This is a genomic window from Ramlibacter sp. WS9 (assembly GCF_003797765.1).
Classification (GTDB): Bacteria; Pseudomonadota; Gammaproteobacteria; order Burkholderiales; family Burkholderiaceae_C; genus Ramlibacter.
In genome coordinates this window covers 92,568-111,114 of sequence record NZ_RKMB01000014.1, presented here as the reverse complement: position 1 = coordinate 111,114, position 18,547 = coordinate 92,568, and the positions used below count along the sequence as shown (strand labels likewise).

General features: G+C 66.7%; 20 protein-coding genes. 9 read left to right on the top strand and 11 right to left on the bottom strand.

Annotation, left to right across the window (positions count from 1 at the left end):
- Positions 1-149: 149 nt before the first annotated feature.
- The gene (gene gpmA, locus EEB15_RS20410; protein ID WP_141511721.1) at positions 150-893 is read right to left on the bottom strand and encodes a 2,3-diphosphoglycerate-dependent phosphoglycerate mutase; all 744 of its coding nucleotides are present in this window, start codon (positions 891-893) and stop codon (positions 150-152) included.
- Between the two features lie 92 nt (positions 894-985).
- Between gpmA and EEB15_RS20405 the strand changes: the two genes are divergently transcribed.
- From EEB15_RS20405 to EEB15_RS20390, 4 genes are all read left to right on the top strand, one after another.
- Positions 986-1,402, top strand: a complete 417-nt coding sequence (locus tag EEB15_RS20405) for a rhodanese-like domain-containing protein (RefSeq protein ID WP_141511720.1) — start codon at positions 986-988, stop codon at positions 1,400-1,402.
- 23 nt (positions 1,403-1,425) lie between these two features.
- The gene (gene grxC, locus EEB15_RS20400; RefSeq protein ID WP_141511719.1) at positions 1,426-1,686 is read left to right on the top strand and encodes a glutaredoxin 3; all 261 of its coding nucleotides are present in this window, start codon (positions 1,426-1,428) and stop codon (positions 1,684-1,686) included.
- Between the two features lie 98 nt (positions 1,687-1,784).
- Complete coding sequence (gene secB, locus EEB15_RS20395; RefSeq protein ID WP_141511718.1) at positions 1,785-2,252, top strand: protein-export chaperone SecB; 468 nt, start codon at positions 1,785-1,787, stop codon at positions 2,250-2,252.
- 42 nt (positions 2,253-2,294) lie between these two features.
- Positions 2,295-3,296 (top strand): NAD(P)H-dependent glycerol-3-phosphate dehydrogenase, encoded by a 1,002-nt coding sequence (locus tag EEB15_RS20390; protein WP_141511717.1) that lies wholly within the window; start codon positions 2,295-2,297, stop codon positions 3,294-3,296.
- A gap of 22 nt (positions 3,297-3,318) precedes the next feature.
- Here the strand turns inward: EEB15_RS20390 and EEB15_RS20385 are convergent, their stop codons facing one another.
- Positions 3,319-3,657, bottom strand: a complete 339-nt coding sequence (locus tag EEB15_RS20385) for a thioredoxin family protein (protein WP_141511716.1) — start codon at positions 3,655-3,657, stop codon at positions 3,319-3,321.
- Between the two features lie 89 nt (positions 3,658-3,746).
- On the opposite strand from EEB15_RS20385, the gene EEB15_RS20380 reads away from it, so the two are divergent.
- From EEB15_RS20380 to nadA, 4 genes are all read left to right on the top strand, one after another.
- Positions 3,747-5,246 (top strand): class I adenylate-forming enzyme family protein, encoded by a 1,500-nt coding sequence (locus EEB15_RS20380; RefSeq protein WP_141511715.1) that lies wholly within the window; start codon positions 3,747-3,749, stop codon positions 5,244-5,246.
- Between the two features lie 32 nt (positions 5,247-5,278).
- Positions 5,279-6,178 (top strand): tripartite tricarboxylate transporter substrate binding protein, encoded by a 900-nt coding sequence (locus EEB15_RS20375; protein WP_158290174.1) that lies wholly within the window; start codon positions 5,279-5,281, stop codon positions 6,176-6,178.
- Between the two features lie 80 nt (positions 6,179-6,258).
- Positions 6,259-7,122: a carboxylating nicotinate-nucleotide diphosphorylase gene (nadC, locus tag EEB15_RS20370; protein WP_141511713.1), complete on the top strand. Its 864-nt coding sequence runs from the start codon at positions 6,259-6,261 to the stop codon at positions 7,120-7,122.
- A 3-nt stretch (positions 7,123-7,125) separates the two neighbouring features.
- Positions 7,126-8,256: a quinolinate synthase NadA gene (gene nadA, locus EEB15_RS20365; protein WP_141511712.1), complete on the top strand. Its 1,131-nt coding sequence runs from the start codon at positions 7,126-7,128 to the stop codon at positions 8,254-8,256.
- Between the two features lie 31 nt (positions 8,257-8,287).
- Here nadA and panC read toward each other — a convergent pair whose 3' ends face one another.
- From panC to panD, 7 genes are read right to left on the bottom strand one after another with little or no spacing between them, the layout of a single operon-like run.
- Positions 8,288-9,112 carry a pantoate--beta-alanine ligase gene (panC, locus tag EEB15_RS20360; RefSeq protein WP_141511711.1) on the bottom strand — a complete coding sequence of 275 codons (825 nt, stop codon included), beginning with the start codon at positions 9,110-9,112 and terminating at the stop codon, positions 8,288-8,290.
- A gap of 5 nt (positions 9,113-9,117) precedes the next feature.
- Positions 9,118-9,936: a 3-methyl-2-oxobutanoate hydroxymethyltransferase gene (gene panB, locus EEB15_RS20355; RefSeq protein WP_141511710.1), complete on the bottom strand. Its 819-nt coding sequence runs from the start codon at positions 9,934-9,936 to the stop codon at positions 9,118-9,120.
- A complete protein-coding gene (gene bioB / locus EEB15_RS20350) occupies positions 9,933-10,949 on the bottom strand; it encodes a biotin synthase BioB (protein ID WP_370283764.1) in 1,017 nt (338 codons plus the stop codon). The genes panB and bioB overlap by 4 nt, the downstream gene beginning before the upstream one ends.
- A gap of 28 nt (positions 10,950-10,977) precedes the next feature.
- A complete protein-coding gene (gene bioF, locus EEB15_RS20345) occupies positions 10,978-12,213 on the bottom strand; it encodes an 8-amino-7-oxononanoate synthase (RefSeq protein WP_141511708.1) in 1,236 nt (411 codons plus the stop codon).
- Positions 12,210-12,875 carry a dethiobiotin synthase gene (gene bioD / locus EEB15_RS20340; RefSeq protein ID WP_141511707.1) on the bottom strand — a complete coding sequence of 222 codons (666 nt, stop codon included), beginning with the start codon at positions 12,873-12,875 and terminating at the stop codon, positions 12,210-12,212. The genes bioF and bioD overlap by 4 nt, the downstream gene beginning before the upstream one ends.
- Positions 12,872-14,197, bottom strand: a complete 1,326-nt coding sequence (locus EEB15_RS20335; RefSeq protein WP_141511706.1) for an adenosylmethionine--8-amino-7-oxononanoate transaminase — start codon at positions 14,195-14,197, stop codon at positions 12,872-12,874. Before EEB15_RS20335 ends, bioD begins: the two co-directional genes overlap by 4 nt.
- Positions 14,198-14,207: 10 nt before the next feature.
- The gene (panD, locus tag EEB15_RS20330; protein ID WP_141511705.1) at positions 14,208-14,588 is read right to left on the bottom strand and encodes an aspartate 1-decarboxylase; all 381 of its coding nucleotides are present in this window, start codon (positions 14,586-14,588) and stop codon (positions 14,208-14,210) included.
- Positions 14,589-14,768: 180 nt separating this feature from the next.
- Between panD and EEB15_RS20325 the strand changes: the two genes are divergently transcribed.
- Positions 14,769-16,244: a DUF4214 domain-containing protein gene (locus tag EEB15_RS20325; RefSeq protein ID WP_158290173.1), complete on the top strand. Its 1,476-nt coding sequence runs from the start codon at positions 14,769-14,771 to the stop codon at positions 16,242-16,244.
- Here EEB15_RS20325 and thiD read toward each other — a convergent pair.
- Positions 16,231-17,772, bottom strand: coding sequence for a bifunctional hydroxymethylpyrimidine kinase/phosphomethylpyrimidine kinase (thiD, locus tag EEB15_RS34280; protein WP_141511703.1), 1,542 nt, complete (start codon positions 17,770-17,772; stop codon positions 16,231-16,233). The two genes, EEB15_RS20325 and thiD, sit on opposite strands and share 14 nt — an antisense overlap.
- Positions 17,769-18,545, bottom strand: coding sequence for a thiazole synthase (locus EEB15_RS20315; RefSeq protein ID WP_141511702.1), 777 nt, complete (start codon positions 18,543-18,545; stop codon positions 17,769-17,771). The genes thiD and EEB15_RS20315 overlap by 4 nt, the downstream gene beginning before the upstream one ends.
- Positions 18,546-18,547: the final 2 nt, after the last annotated feature.

The following is an 18,547-nucleotide window of genomic DNA, read 5'->3' as shown; positions in this document are numbered from 1 at the left end:
TCCTCTACAGTGCTGAAAATATACACCTGCGCAGGGGATAAGACGCAACAGTTAAGCCAGGGTTCCGGGGGGCGGTTACCTAATTGTGGAAAAGTCCCGCGATTTACCCTGTCTTTACCTCGGCCACACCGCCAAACGCACCGCCAAATCTAGGCCTTGCCCTGGCTCGCGACCGCGGCCGCAGCCTTTGCCACCACCTCGGCGTCGCCCAGGTAGTAGTGACGGATGGGCTTGAGATAGGCGTCCAACTCGTACACCAGAGGCACGCCGTTGGGGATGTTCAGGCCGACGATGTCGCTGTCGGAAATGTCGTCCAGGTACTTCACCATCGCCCGGATCGAGTTGCCGTGCGCCGCCACCACCACCCGCTTGCCGGATTGGATGGCGGGCGCCATGGACTCGTTCCAGAACGGCAGCACGCGGTCCACCGTGTCCTTCAGGCACTCGGTCAGCGGCACCTGCGCCGGGTTCAACTTGGCGTAGCGGACGTCGGTGCGCTCGCTGCGCGGATCGCCCGGCTCCAGTGGCGGCGGCGGCACGTCGTAGCTGCGGCGCCAGACCAGCACCTGCTCGTCGCCGAATTTCTTGGCGGTTTCGGCCTTGTTGAGGCCCTGCAGGGCACCGTAGTGCCGCTCGTTCAGGCGCCAGGAATGGGCTACCGGCAGCCAGGTGCGGTCCATCTCGTCCAGGACGTGCCAGAGGGTGCGTGTGGCCCGCTTCAGGACGCTGGTGTAGCAGAGGTCGAAGTCGTAACCCTCCGCCTTGAGGAGGCGCCCCGAGGTCTTGGCCTGCAGGACGCCCGTGGGCGTGAGGTCCACATCGGTCCAGCCGGTGAAGCGGTTTTCGAGATTCCAGGTCGATTCGCCGTGGCGGATCAGGACGAGTTTATGCATGGGAGATGGCCTGTCGAAGCGGGTGGGAAACCAGGCATTTTAGAATCGAGGGTTGGCGTCGGATCCGACCCACGCACGAAACAAGGAAACACGTGAAATTCATTATCGACAACTGGATGCTGATTTCGGTGGCGGTGGCCTCCGGCGGCATGCTGCTGTGGCCCGTCATCCAGGGTGCCTCCGCGAGCGGCCTCTCGAGCGCCCAGGCGGTGCAACTCATCAACCGCGAACGCGCGGTCGTCGTGGACGTGAGTGAAACCGAAGAGTTCGCGGCCGGCCATGTGGGGGGCGCCAAGAACGTGCCCGTTGGCCAGCTCGAACAGCGGTTGCCGGAAGTGGTCAAGAACAAGGGCGTCCCGCTGATCCTGGTGTGCGCCAACGGCTCGCGTGCCAATCGTGCGCTGGGCATCGCCAAGAAACTGGGCTACGACAAGGCCCAAGTCCTCGCCGGCGGGCTGAAATCCTGGAAAGAGGCTAACCTCCCCATTGAGAAGGCGGCCAACGCCTGAGAACCAGCTGAAAACACGGAACCATGCAGACCGTCAAGATGTACACCACGGCCTATTGCCCCTATTGCATTCGGGCCAAGCAGATCCTCCAAGCCAAGGGCGTCGCCGCCATCGAAGAAGTCCGTGTCGATATGGAGCCGCAGGAGCGCATGAAGATGATGGAGATCACCGGGCGGCGCACGGTGCCGCAGATCTTCGTCGGCGACACGCACATCGGCGGCTGCGACGACATGGTGGCTCTGGACCGGCGGGGCGGCCTCGATCCCCTGCTAAACGGCGGCTGAGTTCGAAGCCGCTCGCGGCCTGAGATAATCCCGCTCTCCCGAATCCGGCCCGCTTCGGCATCGACCGACGGGCCTTTGTATTGACCCGAAAGATCATCATGGCCGACCAGCAAGACCCCGTGTTCCAGATTCAGCGCGTCTACCTCAAGGAAGCGTCTCTCGAGCAGCCCAACTCGCCCGCCATCCTGCTGGAGCAGGAGCAGCCGGCCGTCGACATCCAGCTGGGCGTGGAAGCCTCGCAAGCGGCCGAAGGCGTGTATGAAATCTGCGTGACGGCCACGGTGACGACCAAGGTCAAGGAAAAGACCGTGTTCTTGGTCGAAGCCAAGCAGGCCGGCATTTTCGAGCTGCGCAACCTGCCGCCCGACCAGATGAACGCCATCATGGGCATCGCCTGCCCGCAGATCGTCTACCCCTACCTGCGCGGCAACGTTGCAGACATCATCACCCGTGCCGGCTTCCCGCCCGTGCATCTGGCCGAGATCAACTTCCAGGCCATGTACGAGCAGCAGCAAGCCGAACTGCAGCAGGCCGCCGAGCCGTCGCGCATCATCACTACGGCCTGAATGCGGCCTGCGGGCGCATCACGGCACGGCGGACCTCCAGCGATGAAGATCCTGGTCCTGGGCGCGGGCGCGTGGGGCACGGCCCTGTGCATCCCTCTCGCGTCGCGGCATGCGGTCACGCTATGGGCGCGCGATGCGCGGCAAGCCGCCGCGCTGCAAGCGGACCGCGAGAACCGCCGCTACCTGCCGGGGGTGGCCTTGCCGCCCCCCATTTCGATCCAGAGCACACCCATGGACGGTGTTGCTTCGCTGGCCGCCTCGCACGACCTGGTCATCATCGCGACGCCGATGGCGGGCCTGCGCCAGATGCTGTTGGCCCTGGCGAACTGCGCCGTGCCCGTGGCGTGGCTGTGCAAGGGTGTCGAGGCACCGCTGTCGGGGCGCCTCGGTTTGCTGGGCCACGAGATCCGGGCCGAAGTCGCGCCGCGCCTTGAAGCCGGCATCCTGAGCGGACCCAGCTTTGCGCAAGAGGTTGCACGCGGCCAACCCACGGCGCTGGTCGCCGCGAGCGAGCATGCGGCCGTGCGCGACGCCCTCGTCGCGGCGTTTCACGGCGACAGCATCCGCGTCTACGCCAACGACGACCTGCCGGGCGTCGAGGTCGGCGGGGCGGTGAAGAACGTCCTGGCCATTGCGACCGGGCTGTGCGACGGCTTGAACCTGGGCCTGAATGCGCGCGCCGCCCTCATCACGCGCGGGCTTGCGGAAATGACGCGTCTGGGTGTCGCACTCGGCGCGCGGCCGGACACCTTCATGGGCCTGTCGGGCCTGGGCGACCTCGTTCTCACCGCGACGGGCGATCTGAGCCGCAACCGCCAGGTGGGGTTGCTGCTGGCGCAAGGGCGCACCCTGGAAGATGCGCTGCAATCGCTCGGCCACGTGGCAGAGGGCGTCTATTGCGCCCGCGCCGTGGGCCAGCGTGCCCAGTCGCTGGACGTCGACATGCCAATCACAGGCGCCGTGGTGCGCTTGCTCGATGGCGCTGCCCGTCCGATGGACGTCGTCGCCGCGCTGATGGCGCGCGAGGCGCGGGACGAAAACTGAGGGCGCCGCCTGCGCGAATCGCTCAGCGGGTGATGCCGGCGCTCGTCTCCAGCGCCTGCAGCGCGGTGTCGATCACGGCCGCGTCCTGCGGCCGCACCAGCCGTGACACTTCCCTGCCACCCTGCAGGAAGATGAGCGTGGGCCACAGCTTGACGCCGAACGAGCGCCCCAGCGGCTTGCCGCTGCCGTCTTCGATCTTCAAGTGGTGCACACCCGAGTGCGACAAGAGGGCCTTGGCGATCAAGGGCTGCGCGGCGCGGCACCAGCCGCACCACGGCGTGCCGAACTCCAGGATCGTCGGGCCGGCAAGCCCATCGACTTCCGCGCGTGTGGGTTCGAAGACTGCATATTCCGTGTTCATGGCTCGATTGTCCGCAATTGCGGGTGCCGGGGTGCAGGTGCACGGCGCGGGCATTTGCGCACCATGGCCTTCATCGATAATGTCCCGACATGAATTTGATTTCAGCCATCCACGCCCAGGCGCAGGCCCGACCGCACAGTCCAGCCTATATGGGCAGGCGCACCGTCACCTACAGCGACCTCATGCGGGAAGTGGGGCGTGCCGCCGGCGCACTGCGGCATGCCGGCGTGAAGGCTGGCGACGTGGTCGCGATCATCGAAGCCGCGCCGTTCTGGCACATCACCTTGACGCTCGCGGTGGCCCAACTGGCGGCGGCATCGGTCCCCCTGGCAAGCACCGCAGCCGCCGGCATCAACGAGGAAGCCGCGGAACGCTGCGGTGTCGACTATGTGATCGGCGGGGATCCCGGCATCGCGCAGCGTGTTCCTCGCGTGCGAGCGCATTTCGAAGGCGCCGCCGCCTTGTTCGCCGAAAGCACCGAGACTGTGTCGGAGATCGTGCAAGCCGGGCCCCGCGACATCTGGCGAATCGGCTTTTCGTCGGGGACGACCGGCAAGGCCAAGGCCATTCGTTTCGACCACCAAGGCAGCATCGCGCGCTGCGAGCTCATGCGTGACTATTTCGTCGTGGCTCCCGGCGACCGGGTGTCGGTGCTGATGCCGATGACACTGCCGTTCTCCACCTCGTATTGGCTTCGGACCCTGATGTACGGCGGCACCCTGGTCAACTTCAGTGCGGCGTTGGACGGCATACGGCGATTCAAGGTGAACATCCTGGTCACCAGCACCGGCAACGCGATGACCATGGTCCGCACCGCGCGCCGTGCCGGCGGGGCGTCGTCGCCGCCCGCGGAATCGCTCAAAGCCCTGTTCATCGGTGGGGCGAGCGCCACGCCCGCGTTCCAGGAGCTCTTGCGACGCCACATCTGCCCCAACCTGAACATCAACTACGGAGCGTCAGAAGTGGGAATCGTGGCGCTCGCCGATACGCAGCTGCAACTTGCAGACCCGTCTTGCGCCGGCCGAATCGTGCCCTGGATGGAAGTGCAAGCGGTGGACGCCAATGACCAGCCACTGGGCCACGGAATAGCCGGCCGGCTGCGCTTGCGGGGCCCGACCCTGGCAGCGGGCTACGTGCCGGGCTCCGAAGACCCCGCCGATGTGCCCGCCTTTCGCGACGGCTGGTACTACACCAACGACACCGGTGTCGTCAGCGCTGACGGCCTGGTTCACCTGTCGGGCCGCGAGGACGACGTCATCAACCTGGGCGGTGCCAAATTCCCTCCGTCCCGCATCGAAAAAGTCATCGCCAAGGACCCGGCGGTGATCGAATGCGCCGTCGTTCTGTTGCACGATCGGCTGGGGTTGCCGGTGCTGGGGGCGGCAGTGGAGGCGTCGGGCAACTTCGACGCGCAGGCCGCACGGCAGCGGTGCCGGGCTGCGCTGGGCGAAAACATGACGCCCAGGGACATCGTGCAAATGGACAGCCTGCCTCGCAACGCGGCCGGCAAGGTTCAGCGAGATGAATTGACCGCTCAACTGCTGCAGAGACTTCTTCTGCAGCATCCCGCGCCGACGGGAGTCCAATGATGCGGCTCTTGTTCTCGCTGCTTCTGGCGTGCGTGTGCACGCTCGCCGCCGCCCAGGAAACACGGCGGCTGGTGGTGCCGGCCCCTCCCGGCGGCAACCTGGACCGCACGGCACGGCTCATCGCGCAGCGGATGTCCGCTGTGACGCACGACGTCTACATCGTCGAAAACCGACCGGGCGCCAATACGATGATCGCCACGGAGCTCGTGGCCAAGTCGCCGCCGGACGGGCGGACACTGCTGCTGGGCGCGACCAGCCTGGTCATGATTTCCTCGCTGCAGAAAACATCTTTGTCGCCGCTCCAGGATCTCGTGCCCGTGATGCAGATTTCATCGGAGCGCTACGGTCTGGCCGTTCCGGTGGGCAGCCCGTTGAGGTCGCTCGCGGACGTTCAGGTGTTCGCCTCCACCAACGGTCCGGGGATCAATTGCCTGAGTGTGCCCGGCACAACGCTGATCGCATGCGAGCAGCTCAAACACGCTGTCGGCGGCAAGTCCGTGACGGTGCCTTATGCGGGTGTGGCCCCTGCGCTGACGGCGCTGGTGGGCGGGCATGGTGACGTGATGTTCGTTCACATGGAAGCGGGGGTGAAACTGTCGGAGTCCGGAAAGATCCGGCTCTTGGGAGTCTCGCATCGCGATGGGCTGCCCGCTGCGGTGGCTGGTTTGCCGCTGCTGTCCCAGACTTGGCCGGACATGTTCCTGGAAGGTTTTTCCGGAGTGTTCGTGCCGGCGGGAACGCCGCCGGGGCGGATCCGCGAGCTCAATCGCGACCTCAACCTGGCCCAGTCGGACCCGGGCTTCAAGGCCGCGTTGCGAGAGGCCGGACAGGACTCGATCGGCGGCACCCCGGAACATTTCGCCGAGACGACGCGGCGCCTTTCGCAGCGCTACGAGAGTCTGATCCGCAAGCTCGACCTGGGCCCGCGCTGACGCTCTCCGATTCACGCACCGGGCGCCGGGTTGTCCACCTCGTGCGCGGGCGGCCCCCCAATTGAAGCTATGCTTTGCGGATGACAGCAGCATTCGATTTCTCCCCCGCAGCGGTGGCTGAACTGGCACAGGCGGACGCAGCGCGCGCCCTGGCCGAAGACGTGGGTTCGGGTGACCTGACGGCGGGCCTGGTCGAGCCCTCTCGCCGGGCGCGGGCACGTGTGCTCGCCCGTGAGTCGGCGGTGATTTGCGGCGCGCCTTGGGTGGAAGCGGCGCTGCGCCAGGTCGACCCGTCGCTGGAGCCTCATTGGCTGGTGCGCGAAGGCGCGCGCTGCATGGCGGACCAAGTGGTGCTGGAGGTCGAAGGCCCGGCACGCAGCCTGTTGACGGCCGAGCGCACCGCCCTCAATTTCCTGCAACTGCTCAGCGCGGTCGCGACCAAGACGGCGACCTATGTGGAAGCCGTCAAAGGCACTCGCGCGCAGATCGTCGACACGCGCAAGACCTTGCCCGGGCTGCGGCTCGCGCAGAAATACGCGGTCCGCACCGGCGGCGGCGTCAACCACCGCATCGGCTTGTACGACGCAGTGCTGATCAAGGAAAACCACATCGCCGCGGCCGGCGGGGTGGCGCCGGTTTTGGCTGCGGCCGCCAAAGTGGCGGCACGCGCTTCGTTCGTCGAGATCGAAGTGGAGACGTTGGCCCAGCTCGAAGAGGCGCTGGCCCATGGCGCCACGATGGTGCTGCTGGACAACATGGATCTGCCCACCTTGCGTGAAGCTGTGCGCCTGAACAATGCCCGCGCCATTCTTGAAATCTCCGGCGGCGTCACCATGGATACCTTGCGGGCGCTCGCCGAAACGGGTGTCGACCGCATCTCCATCGGCACCCTCACCAAGGACGTGAAGGCCACCGATTTCTCGATGCGCCTGAAGGAACTCTGACCCATGAGCGCTGTCATTCCCATCTTCGACGTCGAATACGAGCACCCCCTTCCGGGTGGACCCTCGGGCAATGCCTGCGACACCAAGCACGCGTGGGCGCGGGTTCCCGTCGAGCCCTCGCAGGCCGAGCGCACGGCCCTCAAGGACAAGATCAAGCGATTGCTGAAGGAACGCAACGCAGTGATGGTGTCGCACTACTACGTGCACCCCGACCTGCAAGACCTGGCCGAGGAAACCGGCGGCATCGTGAGCGACTCGCTGGAGATGGCGCGCTTCGGGCGTGACCACGCGGCGCAAACACTGGTGGTGTCCGGTGTGAAATTCATGGGCGAAACCGCCAAGATCGTCTCACCCGAAAAGCGTGTGCTGATGCCCGACCTGGACGCGACCTGTTCGCTGGACCTGGGCTGCCCCGTCGATGAGTTTTCGGCCTTCTGCGACCAGCATCCGGATCGCACGGTGGTTGTCTATGCCAACACAAGCGCCGCGGTGAAGGCGCGTTCGGACTGGCTCGTCACCTCCAGCTGTGCGCTGGACATCGTGCGCGCGCTCAAGGACAAGGGCCACAAGATCCTGTGGGCGCCCGACAAGCACCTGGGCGGCTACATCCAGCGCGAGACCGGCGCCGACATGGTGTTCTGGAACGGCGCGTGCATCGTGCACGACGAATTCAAGGCGTTCGAGCTGGAAGCGCTGAAGAAGCAGTATCCCCAGGCCAAGGTGTTGGTGCACCCGGAGTCGCCGGCCGACGTGGTGGCCCTGGCCGATGCCGTGGGCTCGACCTCCGGCATCCTGAAGGCTGCGCGCGAAATGAACGCGATCGAGTTCATCGTCGCCACCGACAACGGCATGATGCACAAGCTGCGCACCCTGAACCCCGACAAGGTGTTCATCGAAGCCCCCACGGCGGGGAACAGCGCCACTTGCAAGAGCTGCGCGCATTGCCCGTGGATGGCGATGAACGGCCTTGCCGGCCTCGCGCATGTACTAGAGACCGGCGCGAATGAAGTGCACGTGGACCCGGCGCTGGGCGAACGCGCTCGTGTGCCGATCGACCGCATGCTGGCGTTCACCGCGGCACTGAAGGCGGGGCAGCCGGCGGGGGCACTTGTGCCGAATATCGGCGCTGCGTGATTGCCATCCGCAATGACAGCCTGACGACGCGTTAGAACTCCAGGTTGTCGATCAACCGGGTCGCGCCGAGCTTGGCGGCGCCGAGCACCACCAGCGGATCGCCTTCTGCCGCACCCTGCAGGTCGCCGCGGCGGCGCACCGTCAGGTAGTCCGGCTTCCACCCGCGCTGCGCGAGCGCCGCCATCGCGTCGCTTTCGATCGCCTCGAAGTCCCGGCGCCCCTCCTGCACAGCTGCGGCCATGCGCTTCAGGGCCAGCGACAACTGCACTGCTTCCCGCCGTTCGCTTTCTGACAGGTATCCGTTGCGTGACGACAGCGCCAAACCGTCTTCGGCGCGTCGCGTCTCGCCGGCGACCACTTCGATGGGCAGCGCGAACTGCCGCACCATGCGCCGGATGATCATCAGCTGCTGATAGTCCTTCTTGCCGAACACCGCGACGCGCGGCTGCACGCAGGCGAACAGCTTCATCACCACCGTGCTCACGCCGACGAAGAAGCCGGGCCGGAAGTGCCCTTCCAGGATGTCGGCAAGGTCCGCCGGCGGGTGCACCTTGTAAACCTGCGGCTCGGGGTACAGCTCTTTTTCCGTGGGCGCGAAAAGCACGTCGCAGCCCGATGCCTGAAGCTTCGCGCAATCGGATTCCCAGGTGCGCGGATACGTGTCGAAGTCTTCGTGCGGCAGGAACTGCAAGCGGTTGACGAAGATGCTGGCCACCGTCACATCGCCCAGGGGCTTCGCCTGCCGAACGAGCGCAAGGTGGCCGTCGTGCAGGTTGCCCATCGTCGGGACGAAAGCGGGCTTGCGGTATGCGGCCAGGACCTGGCGCAAGTCATCGAGAGTGCGGGCTATCTGCATGATGGTCAGTAAGAGTGGAATTCGGCATCGGGAAAGCTCCGGTCCTTCACGGCGGCGGCATAGCGCTGCACGGCGTGCTGAACACTGGTGGCGCCGTCCATGAAGTTGCGCACGAAGCGCGGCAGCTTGCCGGCCGTGATGCCCAGCATGTCGTGCAGCACCAGCACCTGGCCGCCGCAGTCACGGCCGGCGCCGATGCCGATGACGGGAATCGGCAAGCTGGCCGCTATGTCGCGGGCAAGCGCCGACGGGACCAGCTCAAGTACCAGCATCGCGGCGCCGGCCTCGGCCAACGCGCGTGCGTGCTGCCTGAGCACCAACGCGCTCTCATCGGTGCGTCCCTGTACGCGATAGCCGCCAAGCGCATGCACCGACTGCGGCGTGAGGCCCAGGTGTGCGCAGACGGGGATGCCACGCTCGACCAGAAAGCGCACGGTGTCAGCCGTCCAGCCGCCGCCTTCGAGCTTGACCATGTGCGCGCCGGCCTGCATCAGCACCGTAGCGCTGCGCACAGTCTGTTCACGCGATTCCTGGTAGCTACCGAAGGGCAGGTCGCCAATGACCCAGGCCGTGCGGTTGCCGCGCGCCACGCAGCGCGTGTGATAGGCCATCTCGTCCAAGGTCACCGGCACCGTACTGGGCTGGCCCTGCAGCACCATGCCGAGTGAATCGCCGACCAGCAGGCAGTCGACGCCGGCCGTGTCGAGCACCTGCGCGAAGCTCGCGTCGTAGCAGGTGAGCATCGCGATCTTCTCGCCCTTGGCGTGCATCTCGCGCAGGCGGTGCAGCGTGAGCGGCTTGCGCTCGGCGGCCGGCGTGTTCATGCGGCGGCCACCGGTTCGGGCTGACCCGCCTTCAGGCCGAGGCGGGCAAGCAGGTCCAGGTCGGCCTGCGTGTCCGGGTTGCCGGTGGTGAGCAGCTTATCGCCGTAGAAGATGGAATTGGCGCCGGCCAGGAAGCACAGGGCCTGCACCGCGTCGCCCATCTGCTGGCGACCGGCCGACAGCCGCACGCGCGCGCGCGGCATGGTGATGCGCGCCACAGCGATGGTGCGGACGAACTCGAACGGGTCCAGCGGCGCCTGTTCGGCGAGCGGCGTGCCGGCGACGCGCACCAGGTTGTTGATCGGTACCGACTCAGGATAGGGATCGAGGTTGGCCAGTTGCGCGATCAGTCCCGCCCGCTGCAGCCGCGATTCGCCCATGCCGACGATTCCTCCGCAGCAGACCTTCACGCCGGCGCCGCGCACGCGCTCCAGCGTGTCGAGCCGGTCCTGATAGTCGCGTGTGGTGATGATGTCGCCGTAGAAGTCCGGCGCGCTGTCGAGGTTGTGGTTGTAATAGTCAAGCCCGGCGGTGCGCAAAGTTTGCGCGTGGCCCTCATCGAGCATGCCCAGCGTGGCGCAGGTCTCCAGGCCCAACGACTTCACCGTCGCGACCAGTTCGGCCACCTTCTCGACGTCGCGGTCCTTCGGCGAGCGCCAGGCCGCGCCCATGCAAAAACGCGTGGCGCCCGCGTCCTTCGCGCGCTGCGCGGCCTGCAGCACTTCGGCCGGCTCCATCAGCTTCGACGCCTCGACGCCGGTGTCGTAGCGCGCCGCCTGCGGGCAGTAGCTGCAGTCTTCCGGGCAACCGCCGGTCTTGATCGAGAGCAGCGTCGCGAACTCGATCATCGTGGGGTCGAAGTTCTCGCGGTGCACGCTTTGCGCGCGGTGCAGCAGCTCGGGAAAGGGAAGGTCGAAAAGTGCGTGCACCTCGTCGACGCGCCAGCGCTGTGCGCCGGCGGGTGGTACTTCGCCGCGCGGCGCGCGGTGCAGAGTCACGGGTTGTTCAAGAATGGCGGACATCGATATCTCCAAAAAGCCGTCAGGCGACGGCGGTTTCCGGTTCGGGGGAAAGGCGGGCATGGGCGGATGCGATCTGCGCCAGCGCTTCGATCAAATGGTCTACGTCGGCTTCCGTATGCGCGGCCGACAACGCGATGCGCAGCCGGGCCGTGCCCTCCGCCACGGTGGGCGGGCGGATCGCCGGCACCCACAGGCCGCGTTCGCGCAGGCCTTCCATCACGGCCAGGGCTTCGTCGTTGGGGCCGATCAGCAGCGGCTGCACGGCCGTGGTGGATTCGCCCAGCTGCCAGGACGTGCCGCGCAGCACCGGGCGCAGGCCGTCGCGCAGGCGGGCGATCATTCGCGTGAGGTGGTCGCGGCGCCATTGCTCCGTCTCGATCAGCGTGAGGCTCGCGCGCAGCGCGCTGGCCAGCAGCGGCGGCGCGGCGGTGGCGTAGGTGTAGCTGCGCGTCTTTTGCAGCAGCCATTCGACCAGCGCGTCGTCCCCGGCCACGAAGGCGCCGGCCACACCGGCCGCTTTGCCGAGCGTCGCCATGTAGAGCACGCGGCGCGAGGCGCTTGGCCCCGCGAGGCCGAAGTGCGCCAGGCTGCCGCGGCCCTGCGGTCCCAGCACGCCGAAACCGTGCGCATCGTCCAGCAGCAGCAGCGCGTCGTGCCTTTCGCACAGGGCCAGCAGCGCGGGAATGTCGGCGATGTCGCCGTCCATGCTGAACACCGCGTCGGTGATGACGAGCTTGCGCCGCGCCGGGCTCTGGGCCAGTTGCGCGCTCAGCGCGGCGAGGTCGGCATGCGCGTAGCGATGGATCTTCGCGCGCGACAGCCGGGCGCCGTCGATCAGGCAAGCATGGTTGAGCGCGTCGGAGAACAGCGCGTCGCCTTCCCCGACCAGCGCCGGAACGATGCTGCTGTTGGTGGCGTAGCCGGCGTAGAAGTACAGGGCGCGCGGCAACTGGACGAAGGCGGCGAGTTCGCGCTCGAGCGCCGCGTTGGCCACGCTGTGGCCGCTCACCATCGGCGAGGCGCCCGAGCCCACGCCGAACGCGCGCGCGCCGGCGCATGCGGCTGCGATGACTTGCGAGTGGCCGGCCAGGCCCAGGTAGTCGTTGCTGCAGAACGCGAGCATGGTCTGCCCGTCGACGTTCAGGCGCGCGCCTTCGTGGGGCGTGACCTCGCGGCGCTTGCGCCGCAGGTGGGCGCGGTCGAGTTCGGCGATGCGCGCCGGGAATTCATCGAGCCATGAGTTAGCTGTGGTCATGCAGGAGGCAGTTGGATGGCGATCGCGCGGGCGTCGGGCGACTCGCTGTGAGGGATGTCGGCCAGCAGCGGCGCGCGCAGTCGGTGCTGTAGCCATGCGATGTTTTCTTCGGCGCCCAGCATGGCGGGGTCGATCCGGTTGGCCACCCAGCCGGCCAGTGTGAGGCCGCGTGAGCGGATGGCTTCGGCAGTGAGCGCGGCATGATTCAGGCAGCCGAGCCGCAGGCCCACCACCAGCACCAGCGGCAGGGCCAGCGCCTGTGCCAGGTCGGCGCCAGTTTCGGTTTCGGAAAGCGGCACGTGGAAGCCGCCCGCGCCTTCGACCACCACTGCATCGGCTCGTTGCGCGAGCAGGCGATAGCGCCGGGCCAGTTCAGCGATGTCGATGCGCGCGCCCGCACGCGCGGCCGCGATGTGCGGCGACAAGGGGTCGGGCAGCAGGACCGGGTTGTCCAGTTCAGGCGGCACGGCAATGGTGGACGCGGCGCGCAGTGCGAGCGCGTCCTCGCTGGCCCAGTCGTCACCATGCGCGACCACGCCTGCCGCCACCGGCTTCATGCCAACGACACGCTCATGGTGCTTGGCCAGTGCATGCAGCAGCGCGGCCGACACCAGGGTCTTGCCGACGCCGGTGTCGGTGCCGGTGACGAAGTACGAGTTCATCGAGCTGAAGTTTCTTCCGCCAGCGTGGCGTCGAGTGCCGTCATTGCGCCCAGTGCCAGGTGCTGCACCGCCTCGGCGTCCAACACGTACGGCGGCATCGCATAAACCGTGTTGCCGATGGGCCGCAGCAGCAGGCCGCGCGCCATCGCGTGTTGGTGGTAGCGGCGCGCGAACTGGGGCAGGGCGGTCTGCACGTCCCAGGCCCAGATCATGCCGAGCCGGCGCGCATGGTGCACGCGAGGATGTCGCGACAGCGGCCGCAGCGCTTCGTCCATCGCGCGGGCCAGGCCGACGTTGCGCGCCAGCACGTCTTCCTGCTCGAATATCTCCAGCGTCGCCAACGCAGAGCGGCAGGCCAGCGGGTTGCCGGTGTAGGAATGCGAATGCAGGAAACCGCGCGCGACCTCGTCGTCGTAGAAGGCTTCGTAGACATCGTCGGTGGTCAGCACGGCGGACAACGGCAAGGTGCCGCCGGTGAGGCCTTTGGACAGGCAGATGAAGTCGGGCCGGATGCCGGCCTGCTGGTGCGCGAACATCGTGCCGGTGCGCCCGAAGCCGGTGGCGATCTCGTCCACGACCAGGTGGACCTCATAGCGGTCGCAAAGCGTGCGTGCCAGGCGCAGGTACTCCGCGTCGTGCATGGCCATGCCGGCCGCGCACTGCACCAGCGGCTCGACGATCAGGGCCGCGGTTTCTTCGTGGTGTTCGGCCAGCCAGGCTTCGAGCGCCGCGGCGCTGCGCCGAGTCACATCGGCCGCGCTTTCGCCGTCCAGCGCGCCGCGGGCATCGGGGCTAGGCACGGTGGCGGCCAGCCGCACCAGCGGCGCGTAGGCTTCGCGGAAGATCGCGATGTCGGTCACCGCCAGCGCGCCCACAGTCTCGCCGTGGTAGCCGCCGGCCAGGCCGATGAAGCGGCTCTTGCCGGGCCGGCCGCTGTTGCGCCAGAAATGCGCGCTCATCTTCAGCGCGATCTCGGTGGCCGAGGCGCCGTCGCTGCCGTAGAACGCGTGCCCCAGGCCGGTGAGTGCGGCCAGCCGTTCGGACAACTCCACCACCGGTGCGTGTGTGAAGCCGGCCAGCATGACGTGGTCGAGCTTTTCCAATTGGTCTGCGAGCGCCGCCTTGATGTGGGGATGGCCGTGGCCGAACAGGTTGACCCACCAGGAGCTGACGGCATCGAGATAGCGCTTGCCCTCCACGTCGTAGAGCCAAGGTCCCTGCGCGCGGGCGATGGCGACGGGCGGCTGCGCCTCGTGCAACTTCATCTGCGTGCAGGGGTGCCACACGCTGCGCAGGCTGCGCTCGGCCAACGATGCGGTCATCGCGAAAAATTCAGAGCTGCTGCGTCGGCACGTGCTGGCGCAACTCCATCTGCCGGTTCGCCTCGTCCACGAACACCAGCTGCGGCTTGTGCCCGGCCACCTGGTCTTCATGCACTTGCGCGAACGAAGCAATGATGATCAAGTCACCCACGGCAGCGCGGCGCGCCGCTGACCCATTGACCGAAATCATTCCCGTGCCACGTTGCCCCTTGATGGCGTACGTGATGAAGCGCTCGCCATTGTTGATGTTCCAGATGTGGACTTGTTCGTTCTCGGCGATGTTGGCCGCTTCCAGCAAGTCTTCGTCGATGGCGCATGAGCCTTCGTAGTGCAGTTCGCAATGCGTGACCGCGACGCGATGGATCTTCGATTTCAGCAGGGTACGAAACATGGACGCGGACCTTCGCTCACAACGAAAGCGTGGATTGTGGCAGCGCAGCAAGCCGGTACGAAGCTGTATCACCGACCGGTCGGTCGATGGCTTGTTTTGGCACCGCGATGGCGCGATTCCGCTCGTGCGTCGAAATCGTTAAAATTTGTTTCTCTTCACAACTACATGTCAGGGCGGTTCATGTCGGCAACGATTCAGATGCATACCGAGGTTTCGCAGTTGTACGTAGCCTTGTTCGGCCGCGCGCCAGAAGCAGAGGGCTTGGACTTCTGGGCCGACCAGCGTGCCGACGGCCAGAGCATGGCGCAGATTGCCGACCAGATGTTCAACACATCGCCCGCTCGCGCGTATTTCCCGGTGTTTCTGACGAACCAGGAGATCATCTCCTCGTTTTACTTCAACGTGCTCGGTCGCCAGGCGGACGCTGAGGGGCTGGCGTTCTGGACCGCAAAGCTCGACGCGGCGGACGCCACGCCAGGTTCGGTGATTGCGGAAATGATCGGCGTCATCGCCAGCTACGGGGGCACGGACACGGCGGGCTTGGCGAGCGCCGCGCTGTACAACAACCGCTCGGCGGCCGCGCAGTTCTATGGCGAGCATGACGGCTCGCTTTCGCATGCCACGAGTGTGCTGACCGATGTCACAGCCGACGCGGCGACGATTACTGCTGCTCGCACGCTCAAGATCGCGTCGGGCGCCAGCGGAACCATCGACGCGGGGGGCTTTGCTCAGGTCTCGATGGGCGCGCTTTCCGGGGACCTCACAATTTCTCACGTGGTTGCCGGCACGGGTCTGACGGTGACGGCATCGACGTCCGAACTTGTCTTGCTGCCTACGTACGACGTCGGACTGACCCACTTGGTTACGTGGCAACTTGCGGATGCAACCGGCGCGAGTGACTCGCTCGCCATCACGCTCGAGTCGGCAGGCACGGTTTGGTTGGGAAAGCTTGCGCTGGCGGGCATCGAAGACCTGACAGTCACCAGCATCGATACCAACGCGCTTGCGCACTACAACGCCTTGTTCTTAGAGAACGAGTCTCTCCGCTCGATCGTCGCGACCGGCAACGTCCTAACCTCATTTTCGGGGGAAACGCATGTGGAGCATTTCGACGCAACCGGTCTGTCGTCGGGGTCGTACATCGCCGGGCAAGCGCCACACGGGACGGGCACCCTTCTGGGCGGGCCTGGCGACGATAGCTTGAGTTCTTTTTTCTCCGGGTACACCATCCTGGCGGGCGCAGGTGACGACGGCATGGTGGTGGGGGCCGGCACCGTGACTGGTGGTGCCGGTGCAGACGTGTTCCAGCTTGTCGAAGGCAACAACCGCAACCAGTACGCGACCATCACGGACTTCAACCGCTCAGCTGGCGACACCATCAATGTGGGGTGGGCAACGAGTCACACGCCGACGTGGAACAGCACGAAACTGGCTCTCGCTGCCGGTGCCACCTTTGACAAATACCTCGACGCGGCCGCGGCCGGCACGAGTGAGATAGCGAGTGCACTGCGCTGGTTCCAGTACGGAGGCAACACTTACTTGGTGGGGGACAACAGCACTGCCTCCACATTTAGTGATGGTGTTGACCTGCTTGTGAAGTTCGTCGGCACCGTCGATCTGAGCTCATTGACGTTGTCATCCGTCACGCTTGGCTGAGCGTCGGCCGCGGCAACGCAGGCGGCGTGATCCGGTCGGCGCCCGCGGGCCGTCCAATGGCGCGTTGCAGTTGTGCCATTGCTGCTTCGGACGAAGGCGCCGCCGTGATGGCGCTGATGACCGCGACGCCGCTCGCACCGCATTGCGCGGCCTGGGCAGCGCGCGACTCGTCCATGCCCGCGATCGCCACGACCGGCAGCGGCAGCAGCGCGCACCAATACGCCAGATTGCCGTTGCCTTGCGGTATCCACGGCATGGCCTTCGCCTGCGTCGGATGGATCGGGCCGCAGGCGATGTAGCTGGGCTTGAGTGCCCACGCGCGGCAGACTTCCCAATAGCAGTGCGTGCTGATGCCCAGGCGCAGGCCGGCGCGCGAGATGGCTGCGAGATCGGCTTGGGCCAGGTCCTCCTGCCCGAGGTGGACGCCGTAAGCGCCTTCCTCGATGGCAACTCGCCAATGGTCGTTGATGAACAGTTGCGCACCGGCCTCGCGGGCCACGGCGACACTCTCGCGCACTTCGCCGCGCAGCGCGGGGTGCGACGGGTCCTTGATGCGCAGTTGCACCGTTCGCACCCCAGCGGCGAGCACGCGCCGCACCCAGGCCGCGCTGTCGACGACCGCGTAAAGGCCAAGCTCTGGACTTGCCAGCGGAGAGAAGGCCGGAACGCTTTCCGGTCCGGGGATGCTGAGTGCCGGCAAGTTTTCGTGGCGCAGCGCGAATCCGTTGTGCGGACGCACCGGGCCTGCACCGGCGCCTGCTGCGTAGCCGTGGCGCAACGCCTCGGTCGTCGCCATCTTTGCGAGGATGACGGCTTCCATGGGGACAAAACCGCGCGCGATCGCCGATGCCGCGCTGGCAGCAAACACGCAGCCCGTGCCGTGGTTGTTTGAAGTCGCCACGCGCGGCAAAGTCAGCCAACCGCTGGCGTGCGCGGTGCTGGCGTAGTCTTCGCTGCAGTCGCTGCCCGCGTCTCCGCCGGTAATGGTCACGGCGCCGCAGCCTGCTTCGCGTAAGGCCCTGGCGGCTTGCTCGACGTCGGCGCGATCGCGCAATGGTTCGACGCCTAGCAGTGCCGCGGCTTCGGCGCGGTTGGGAGTTACCAAGGTTGCACGCGGCAACAATTCCTCACGATAAGCTTGCAGCAACTCCTCGTTGGCGAACGATGCGCCCGTGCTGGAGCGCAACACCGGGTCCACCACGACGGCGAGTGACGGGTTGCGCTCGCGCAAGCGATCGATCCAGGCCGCTAGCACACGCAGGTTTTCCGTGCTGCCCAGCAGGCCGGTCTTGATGGCGGCGGGCGGCATGTCGACTGCGAGTGCGGCCAGTTGGGCGTCGAGCAGGTCTGCCGATACCGCATCGACGCGTTCCACGCCGACCGAGTTCTGCGCGGTGACCGCAGCCACCACGCTACAGCCGTGAACGCCGAAAGCGTCGAAGGCGCGCAGGTCCGCCTGCAGTCCCGCGCCGCCGCCGCAGTCGGAGCCGGCGACCGTCCAGACGATCGGAGGGGCTGCCGCGCTCATAGGAGGAAGGGCCTTCCGGTCACGGGCGTCGTTGCCACCGCCATGTCTTGCCGCGCCATGATGCCGGCCTCCCAGGCGATGCGGCCCGATTCGATGCCGAGCTTGAACGCTCGCGCCATCGCAACGGGGTCATGTGCTTGCGCGACCGCCGAGTTGAGCAACACTGCGTCGAAACCCAGTTCCATCGCCTGCACCGCATCGCGCGGCGAGCCGATGCCCGCATCGACCACCAGCGGAACATCCGGCAGGCGCGAGCGCAAGGTGCGCAGCGCATGCGGATTGAGCAGCCCCTGGCCCGAACCGATCGGCGCGCCCCAGGGCATGAGGATGCGGCAACCCGCGTCGAGCAGGCGCTGGCACGTGACCAGATCGTCGGTGCAGTACGGGAACACCTCGAAGCCATCGCGCGCCAACTCGCCCGCCGCCTGCACCAGCTCGAACGGATCGGGCTGCAAGGTGTATTCGTCGCCTACCACTTCGAGCTTGATCCAGTTCGTGGCGAACAACTCCCGCGCCATCTTCGCCAAAGTGACGGCTTCGCGCGCCGTGCGGCAGCCCGCGGTGTTGGGCAGCAGCCGCGCGCCGCTTTGCTGGATCAACCGGTAGAAGTCGCCCGGCGTTCCGGCTTGCGCGAGTTGGCGCTTGAGTCCAACGGTGACCACCTGCGCGCCGGATGCGGTGATGGCTTCTTGCAGTACCTGTGGCGACGGGTAGCCGGCGGTGCCGAGGAAGAAGCGGCTTTCGAGTTCGACTCCGCCGATGTGGAAAGGCATGG

Excerpts from the sequence above, each read along its gene's own strand:
- gpmA (WP_141511721.1), bottom strand. The coding sequence starts at position 893 with ATGCATAAACTCGTCCTGATCCGCCACGGCGAATCGACCTGGAATCTC.
- grxC (WP_141511719.1), top strand. The coding sequence starts at position 1,426 with ATGCAGACCGTCAAGATGTACACCACGGCCTATTGCCCCTATTGCATT.
- secB (WP_141511718.1), top strand. The coding sequence starts at position 1,785 with ATGGCCGACCAGCAAGACCCCGTGTTCCAGATTCAGCGCGTCTACCTC.
- EEB15_RS20390 (WP_141511717.1), top strand. The coding sequence starts at position 2,295 with ATGAAGATCCTGGTCCTGGGCGCGGGCGCGTGGGGCACGGCCCTGTGC.
- EEB15_RS20385 (WP_141511716.1), bottom strand. The coding sequence starts at position 3,657 with ATGAACACGGAATATGCAGTCTTCGAACCCACACGCGCGGAAGTCGAT.
- EEB15_RS20380 (WP_141511715.1), top strand. The coding sequence starts at position 3,747 with ATGAATTTGATTTCAGCCATCCACGCCCAGGCGCAGGCCCGACCGCAC.
- nadC (WP_141511713.1), top strand. The coding sequence starts at position 6,259 with ATGACAGCAGCATTCGATTTCTCCCCCGCAGCGGTGGCTGAACTGGCA.
- nadA (WP_141511712.1), top strand. The coding sequence starts at position 7,126 with ATGAGCGCTGTCATTCCCATCTTCGACGTCGAATACGAGCACCCCCTT.
- panC (WP_141511711.1), bottom strand. The coding sequence starts at position 9,112 with ATGCAGATAGCCCGCACTCTCGATGACTTGCGCCAGGTCCTGGCCGCA.
- panB (WP_141511710.1), bottom strand. The coding sequence starts at position 9,936 with ATGAACACGCCGGCCGCCGAGCGCAAGCCGCTCACGCTGCACCGCCTG.
- bioF (WP_141511708.1), bottom strand. The coding sequence starts at position 12,213 with ATGACCACAGCTAACTCATGGCTCGATGAATTCCCGGCGCGCATCGCC.
- bioD (WP_141511707.1), bottom strand. The coding sequence starts at position 12,875 with ATGAACTCGTACTTCGTCACCGGCACCGACACCGGCGTCGGCAAGACC.
- EEB15_RS20335 (WP_141511706.1), bottom strand. The coding sequence starts at position 14,197 with ATGACCGCATCGTTGGCCGAGCGCAGCCTGCGCAGCGTGTGGCACCCC.
- panD (WP_141511705.1), bottom strand. The coding sequence starts at position 14,588 with ATGTTTCGTACCCTGCTGAAATCGAAGATCCATCGCGTCGCGGTCACG.
- EEB15_RS20325 (WP_158290173.1), top strand. The coding sequence starts at position 14,769 with ATGTCGGCAACGATTCAGATGCATACCGAGGTTTCGCAGTTGTACGTA.
- thiD (WP_141511703.1), bottom strand. The coding sequence starts at position 17,772 with ATGAGCGCGGCAGCCCCTCCGATCGTCTGGACGGTCGCCGGCTCCGAC.
- EEB15_RS20315 (WP_141511702.1), bottom strand. The coding sequence starts at position 18,545 with ATGCCTTTCCACATCGGCGGAGTCGAACTCGAAAGCCGCTTCTTCCTC.